The following is a 6,632-nucleotide window of genomic DNA, read 5'->3' as shown; positions in this document are numbered from 1 at the left end:
ATCTCACATCTCACATCTCACATCTCACATCTCACATCTCACATCTCACATCTCACATCTCACATCTCACATCTCACATCTCACATCTCACATCTATCGAAGATCCACCACCTCAACGCCCGGATGGGCTTTGGCGTCCCAGGCAAAAACATTGTCGGCAACCCGGGGGTTAGGGGTAAAGCTGCGAACGGTGTAATTGTATTTATTACCGTTTTTATCAAATAACTGCGCGCTGTAGATCTGTTTTTTTACTTTATCGATCAGCAGGCGTACCTTAAAAATATTTTGTTTTTCATTTTCGGGAGTAAGGTCAATAGCCTGGTATACTTTGCCGGCCAGTTTTTGCTCGCCGGTGTACAGGTATTTGTACCCATGTTCATAGATGGTAAAAATTTGCGACGGATTGTTGATCCCATCGGCACCTTTGGCTGCCTCGCTCACCTGTACCTCTTTATCTTTTTTAAGGTAGGTCCACTGGCTTTTGCCATCGCTCATGATCTCTTTGTCCACATCTTTGGCGGCGGCAGATGTATAAAGGGTAACCTTGTATTTGCCCGCTTTGGCTTTTGAAATTAAAGTACCGCTTTGGGTTTCTTTAACGCCGGCCTGCGGGTTATCAAGGGTAAAAGTAAAATCCGTTTTTATAACGTCTAACGATCTGTATTTCTGGCTTACCAGATTCAGGATAGCCTTAGCCTGGGTATCTTTCTGGGCAAAAGCTGTATTATAAGTGCTTAAAGCTAAAATAGAATATAAAAAAATCTTTTTCATTGGTAGTTTTTACATCAATAACTAATTATCATAGTTATTGGTTTAGAGCAAATAAATTTGAATAGGTTTAATCTTTAGGTTTTTGAAGCGTTTCCAGGTACCTTTCCAGGCTGTATTCATCGGGATATAATACATCGCGTGCCTTGCTGCCTTCAAAAGCTCCAACAATGCCGGCTGCTTCCAGCTGGTCAATGATACGGCCGGCACGGTTATAACCCAGTTTCATTTTACGCTGTATTAACGAGGTAGACCCTTGCTGGTGCATCACAATAAGGCGGGCAGCCTCTTCAAACATCGGGTCACGATCATCCGGATCATATTCTTTGGCGCTGCTGGCTTCGCCTTCACCAACATATTCAGGCAGGAACATGGCGGTAGGGTAGCCGCGCTGTTCGCCAATAAAGTTTGATATAGCCTCAACCTCAGGTGTATCCACAAACGCGCATTGCAGGCGTATCAGATCGCTGCCAGTTGAAAACAGCATATCCCCGCGACCGATCAGCTGATCGGCGCCTCCGGCGTCAAGTATGGTACGTGAATCTATCTTTGACAGCACCCTGAACGCCAGTCTTGACGGGAAGTTGGCTTTAATTGTACCCGTGATAATATTAACCGACGGCCTTTGCGTGGCAATAACCAGGTGTATACCCACCGCTCGGGCCAGCTGCGCAATACGGGCTATAGGCATTTCCACTTCTTTTCCGGCGGTCATCATCAAATCGGCAAACTCATCAATTACCAGCACAATAAATGGCAGGTAGCGGTGTTTTTCGGGATCACTTATTTTGCGGTTAACAAATTTTTGGTTGTACTCTTTCAGGTTACGTACCTGCGCATCTTTCAGCAGGTCATAACGCTGGTCCATCTCAATACAAAGTGAATTAAGGGTGTTAACCACCTTTTTAGTATCGGTTATAATGGCATCACCTTCATCGGGCAGTTTGGCCAAAAAGTGTCTTTCAATTTTACGGAAAAGCGTAAGCTCCACCTTTTTAGGGTCAACCAGTACAAACTTAAGTTCGGCCGGATGCTTTTTGTAAAGCAATGAAACCAATATAGCGTTAATACCGACTGACTTACCCTGACCGGTTGCCCCCGCAACCAGCAAATGGGGCATCTTGGCCAAATCGGCTATAAATACCTCATTTGATATGGTTTTACCCAGGGCAATGGGCAGGTCCATCGTAGTGTTCTGAAATTTTTCTGTCGACAGGATTGAGCGCATCGATACCATTTCGGGGTTTTGGTTAGGCACCTCGATGCCAATAGTTCCTTTACCGGGCATGGGGGCAATAATACGGATACCCAGGGCCGCCAAACTCAGGGCGATATCGTCTTCCAGGTTCTTGATCTTGGAAATACGTACGCCCGGGGCGGGAATGATCTCGTAAAGCGTCACCGTTGGCCCGATAGTGGCTTTTATCTTATCGATCTCAATGTTATAATGGTTCAGCGTTTCAACAATTTTATTCTTGTTGGCTTCCAGTTCTTCGGCATTAACCGATATTTTGTTCGATCCGTGGTTCTCTAACAGATCCAGGTGCGGTATCTTATACGACGCCAGGTCAAGTTTATGATCATAAATACCAAACTGGCTAACCAGGTTTTTGGCTTTATCATCATCACTTTTTTCAACACTCAGCTCGGGCAGCGGCCGGTTTACATCAATGGTAAGCGGTATTTCGGTTTCTTCCTCCGGCTCATGTGATGAACTGGGGGTTAGCACTACCGGCTCATGATAAACCGGGTTTTGTACAAAGGGCTGTTGTTTAAGCGGTTCGGGCCGCACGGTATTTTCGGCGCCGGGTTGGTTATCATTACCGCGGTTATTGCGCGGCCATTCTACCGGGATTGATGGTTCTTCATCTATAAGGTCAACCGGCGCAGGCACTACCTCGTCAACGGCTAACCGGGCTGCTGCGCGGTTGCGCTGCGGCAGTTTAAAGTCAATATTATAGGCAATTACCAATACTGCAAGTGCGGCAAATATCAATAAGCCGCCGGTACCTGCCGGCCCAATCTGCGCATCAAGCAAACGGTTGCTCCAAAAGCCGAAGCCGCCTTCCAGATAATGCGGATAATCAATAATAAAAGCGTGGAAATAGGCTATGGTTGTTGATATAAATACAATGCAGAACAAGGTATACGCCAGGGTTTTTGGTATTGAAAAAAGCCTTACTTTAAACAACAGGCGATAACCAACTACAAAAAATAAAAAAACAAACAGGAACGATGCTACGCCAAACCATTCATAAATGAACTGGTTGCTAAGCAGGGCGCCAAATTTGCCAAGCCAGTTTTGAGCTATCTGCGGACTGCCGTTATCGGCTATTTCCTGTATGGTTTTGCCGGTTGCCAGGTTATGCCAGCCGCCATTGGTGGTTGATATGTAGCTTTGGTCTTCCTGCCAGGTAAACAGGTAGGAGGTAAAAGCAATAAGAAAAAAAATCGACATCAGGAGCGATAGCAGGCCTGCTATTTTCACAATCCTGCCGTTGTCCATATCCAGCTGAGGCATACTCGGAAGCCTCCTCTTCGTAACACGTTCCCGCTCAGCCTTACCCGTTTGCCGGGGCTGATTTTCGTCCTTAAAGCTATTTGATTTAAACTGATTTCCTTTTATCGGCATCGCTGATGTAACATCCTTTAAATGCAAACTTACATAAAATTTCACCTATGTAAACCTTGCAAAAACAACATATAAAAATTTAGGTGTGCTTAGCCTCCTCTAAATCTTGCCCGGCAAGTGAGCCTTTCAAAAGCTCCGCTTTACGGGTAGGGCTGGGCTCAATACGCTTAAATTGATGAATATAAAGTTAACAGATTAAACAAATTATTTAATTGTATTTTTATTTTTTTAGTATTATTGAAAACCATCAGATCCCATACCCGTAAAATAGATTTATAAAAACGCATAACCTGTAATACGCTGATTACTTAATTGTAAACAATGAGTATAGAAAAGCTGGAGCAATATATTACCACTGCCGATTTAAGCAAGCTCGAAGCCCTGCTAACGCAAACACCTGCGCTTGCAACTACCCTAACCAGTCACCAGGTTTCGCCGCTTATGTTGTCATGTTATTATAAAAAGCCGGCTGTTACCCACATATTGCTCAATTATGTAAATGAGATCAGTTTGTTTGAAGCAGCAGCAGCGGGAAAGCTGGAAGTGGTTACACACCTGATAGAAAGTAACCCGGGCGCTATTGATGATTATGCCGACGATGGCTTTACCGCCCTGGGGCTTGCCTGCTATTTTGGGCATGAGGCGGTTGCACGTTACCTGGTAGCCAGCGGTGCTGATGTTAACCGGCCTTCAAATAACGGTTTCCAGGTTTATCCCATACACTCTGCCTGTGCCGATAATAATATACAAATAGCCCGTATGCTCATTGAAAACGGCGCCCTGGTAAATGTAAAACAGCAGGCAGGTGCCACGCCCCTGCATACGGCAGCGCAGAATGGTAATATTGAGTTGCTGATATTATTGCTGGAAAGCGGCGCTGAAACAAACGTACGCATGGAAGGCGGCAAACTTCCCGCCGACCTGGCCCGCGAAAAGGGGTTTGATGAAATTGCAGAGATTTTAGGTTGATATGCCAAAAACGGTAAAAGAACTCACATCAGTCAACCCGTTCAAAATCATTGATCTTATCCAGGTGTAATACAACGCGGCCATCTTCGTCACGGTCAAAAGTTGGTTTAAATTTGGCTCCCCATACCATGTCCTTATAGGTGTAGGTGGTGCGCGAGTGAATGGTTTGCGAAAAGGTATCGTCAAATAGCTTTAACAATACCGAAAAAACCACCTCCGATTTTTCAAAATCTTCGGGCGTAAAATGTTTTATCGGGCTGTCATCATCAATGGGGTGTACCACTGTCCAGCTGATAGATAGTATACTCACTGCTTTGCGTTCCAGCTGCAGCGGAAAGAACTTGCGCTCAATCTTGCCGTTCACTTCCTCGTTATAGGAAAATAAAACTTCCATGTGCAGATCTATAAGGATATTGCGCCGCAGATTGGCCAGCCTGAACATGAGGCCTGTTTTATTCCTTTTGTAAGGCGATATAAGAATGTTCTCGCTGTATTTGATCTTTGCTGTAGGCTTTGAAAAACGTCCGTAAAGCAAGCCTGTAGCCAAAGCAAACGCCAGTAAACCCATCATAGACTCCATTGCCGCAACGCAGTTAGCGGCCATCCCCTGCGGACTGATATGCCCGTAGCCAACGGTTGATATGGTTTGAGCCGAGAAAAAGAAGGCATCCATAAAATGGTCAAACAGTGTAGTACCGCTTTTGCCGTCAAGGCTATCAGAGCCCAGCGCAACGTAGATGCAGGCAAAAGTGATATTGGCTATCATATACCCGCTTAAAACAACCAGCCAAAACTTTGTCCAGCTCATGGTAATGAGGGTTTGATAACTGTTTTGGCGATTGAAAACGGATATCCCGGTACGTTTTACATTGATGGAACCATCCTTGTTAATTACCGGCTGATTTTTTATAACCGGCTGCGTTCCAAAGCCAAGATCGTCTTCCGGGTTAACTTTTCGTGTGTTGAGTTCCATTTCAGGTATAAGCATTTTGGCTTTTGCGTAAATTTATCATTCTGTTTGGTTTTAGTAAAAACTATTTCCATATTTGTGGCACAAATGAAAATGATCGCAATAAACAATAACTGGTGGTGGCTTAACGAGTAATCGTAAGGCAATTCCGTTTTTTGTTTTTTAACATAATATTCAGAAGGGTTGCCATACGGTAACCCTTTTTTGTTACCCCCGGCCCCCTAAAGGGGAGTAATTAGCGGGGCATTAATTATAACAATGTAAATTAAAGAACTTTTCCCTTTTAGGGGCAAGGGGGGCACATGAAACAGATATTAAATCATCTTTTTGAACACAAGACCTTTAGCCGGGAGCAATCAAAAAATATTTTGATAAACATTGCGCGCGGGCAATACAACAACTCGCAGATGGCGGCATTCATGACTGCTTATTGCATGCGTAGCATCACCGTTGATGAGCTGGAAGGTTTCAGGGATGCCATGCTGGAGCTGTGTTTACCAATTGACCTGGAAACCGATGAATTGATTGACCTTTGCGGTACAGGTGGCGATGGCAAGGATACCTTTAATATATCAACCCTTGCCTCGTTTGTAGTGGCCGGGGCGGGTTACAAAGTAGCTAAACATGGTAATTATGGTGTATCATCGGGTTGTGGTTCATCAAACGTGATCGAATTTTTGGGCTACCAGTTCACTAATGATGCTGATAAGCTTAAGAATAGTATTGATAAGGCAAACATCTGTTTTTTACATGCGCCATTGTTTCACCCCGCCATGAAAACCGTAGCGCCCATACGCCGCGAACTTGGGGTGAAAACATTTTTTAATATGCTAGGGCCGTTGGTTAATCCGGCCAAGCCAGAAAACCAGTTAGTTGGCGTATTTAACCTGGAGCTGGCACGGGTATATGCTTACCTGTATCAAAAATCGACCACCAAATATACTATAGTGAACGCGCTGGAAGGTTATGACGAAGTTTCACTCACCTGCGATTTCAAAACATTTTCTGCAGAGGGCGAAAAGATAAACACGGTTGAAGGATTAGGCTTTGAAAAGCTGGATCCAAAACAAATTACAGGCGGGGATACCGTTGAGGCATCGGCCAAAATTTTTACCGACATATTAAATGGCGACGGAACATTTGCCCAAAATAACGTGGTACTGTCAAACGCGGCGCTGGCTATTAAAACCATCAACCCTGCAAAAAGCTTTGCTGATAGCTATTATGAGGCCGAAGAGGCCCTGATGGGTAAAAAGGCATTAAACAGTTTTAATATTTTATTGCAAAACTAAG

The 6,632-nt window shown here is 44.5% G+C and carries 5 protein-coding genes; 2 read left to right on the top strand and 3 right to left on the bottom strand.

The window, feature by feature from the left end; translation table 11 throughout:
* Positions 1-93: 93 nt before the first annotated feature.
* Both lolA1 and J2W55_RS23060 read right to left on the bottom strand, forming a co-directional pair.
* Positions 94-771 (bottom strand): outer membrane lipoprotein periplasmic chaperone LolA1, encoded by a 678-nt coding sequence (lolA1, locus tag J2W55_RS23065; RefSeq protein WP_310101827.1) that lies wholly within the window; start codon positions 769-771, stop codon positions 94-96.
* A 67-nt stretch (positions 772-838) separates the two neighbouring features.
* Entirely contained in the window at positions 839-3,400 is a 2,562-nt protein-coding gene (locus tag J2W55_RS23060) for an FtsK/SpoIIIE family DNA translocase (RefSeq protein WP_310101851.1), read from the bottom strand.
* Between the two features lie 321 nt (positions 3,401-3,721).
* Here J2W55_RS23060 and J2W55_RS23055 point away from each other — a divergent pair, with 321 nt between their 5' ends.
* The gene (locus tag J2W55_RS23055; RefSeq protein WP_310101824.1) at positions 3,722-4,369 is read left to right on the top strand and encodes an ankyrin repeat domain-containing protein; all 648 of its coding nucleotides are present in this window, start codon (positions 3,722-3,724) and stop codon (positions 4,367-4,369) included.
* Positions 4,370-4,397: 28 nt separating this feature from the next.
* Here the strand turns inward: J2W55_RS23055 and J2W55_RS23050 are convergent, their stop codons facing one another.
* The gene (locus tag J2W55_RS23050) at positions 4,398-5,342 is read right to left on the bottom strand and encodes an ion channel (protein WP_310101821.1); all 945 of its coding nucleotides are present in this window, start codon (positions 5,340-5,342) and stop codon (positions 4,398-4,400) included.
* 299 nt (positions 5,343-5,641) lie between these two features.
* Here J2W55_RS23050 and trpD point away from each other — a divergent pair, with 299 nt between their 5' ends.
* A complete protein-coding gene (trpD, locus tag J2W55_RS23045) occupies positions 5,642-6,631 on the top strand; it encodes an anthranilate phosphoribosyltransferase (protein WP_310101818.1) in 990 nt (329 codons plus the stop codon).
* The last annotated feature ends 1 nt before the right edge of the window (position 6,632 follow it).

It is taken from the genome of Mucilaginibacter pocheonensis, assembly GCF_031456535.1.
In the GTDB taxonomy this organism is placed as follows: domain Bacteria; phylum Bacteroidota; class Bacteroidia; order Sphingobacteriales; family Sphingobacteriaceae; genus Mucilaginibacter; species Mucilaginibacter pocheonensis.
Note: the sequence above shows the minus strand (reverse complement) of the source record. Positions and strands in the feature narration are given on the sequence as shown.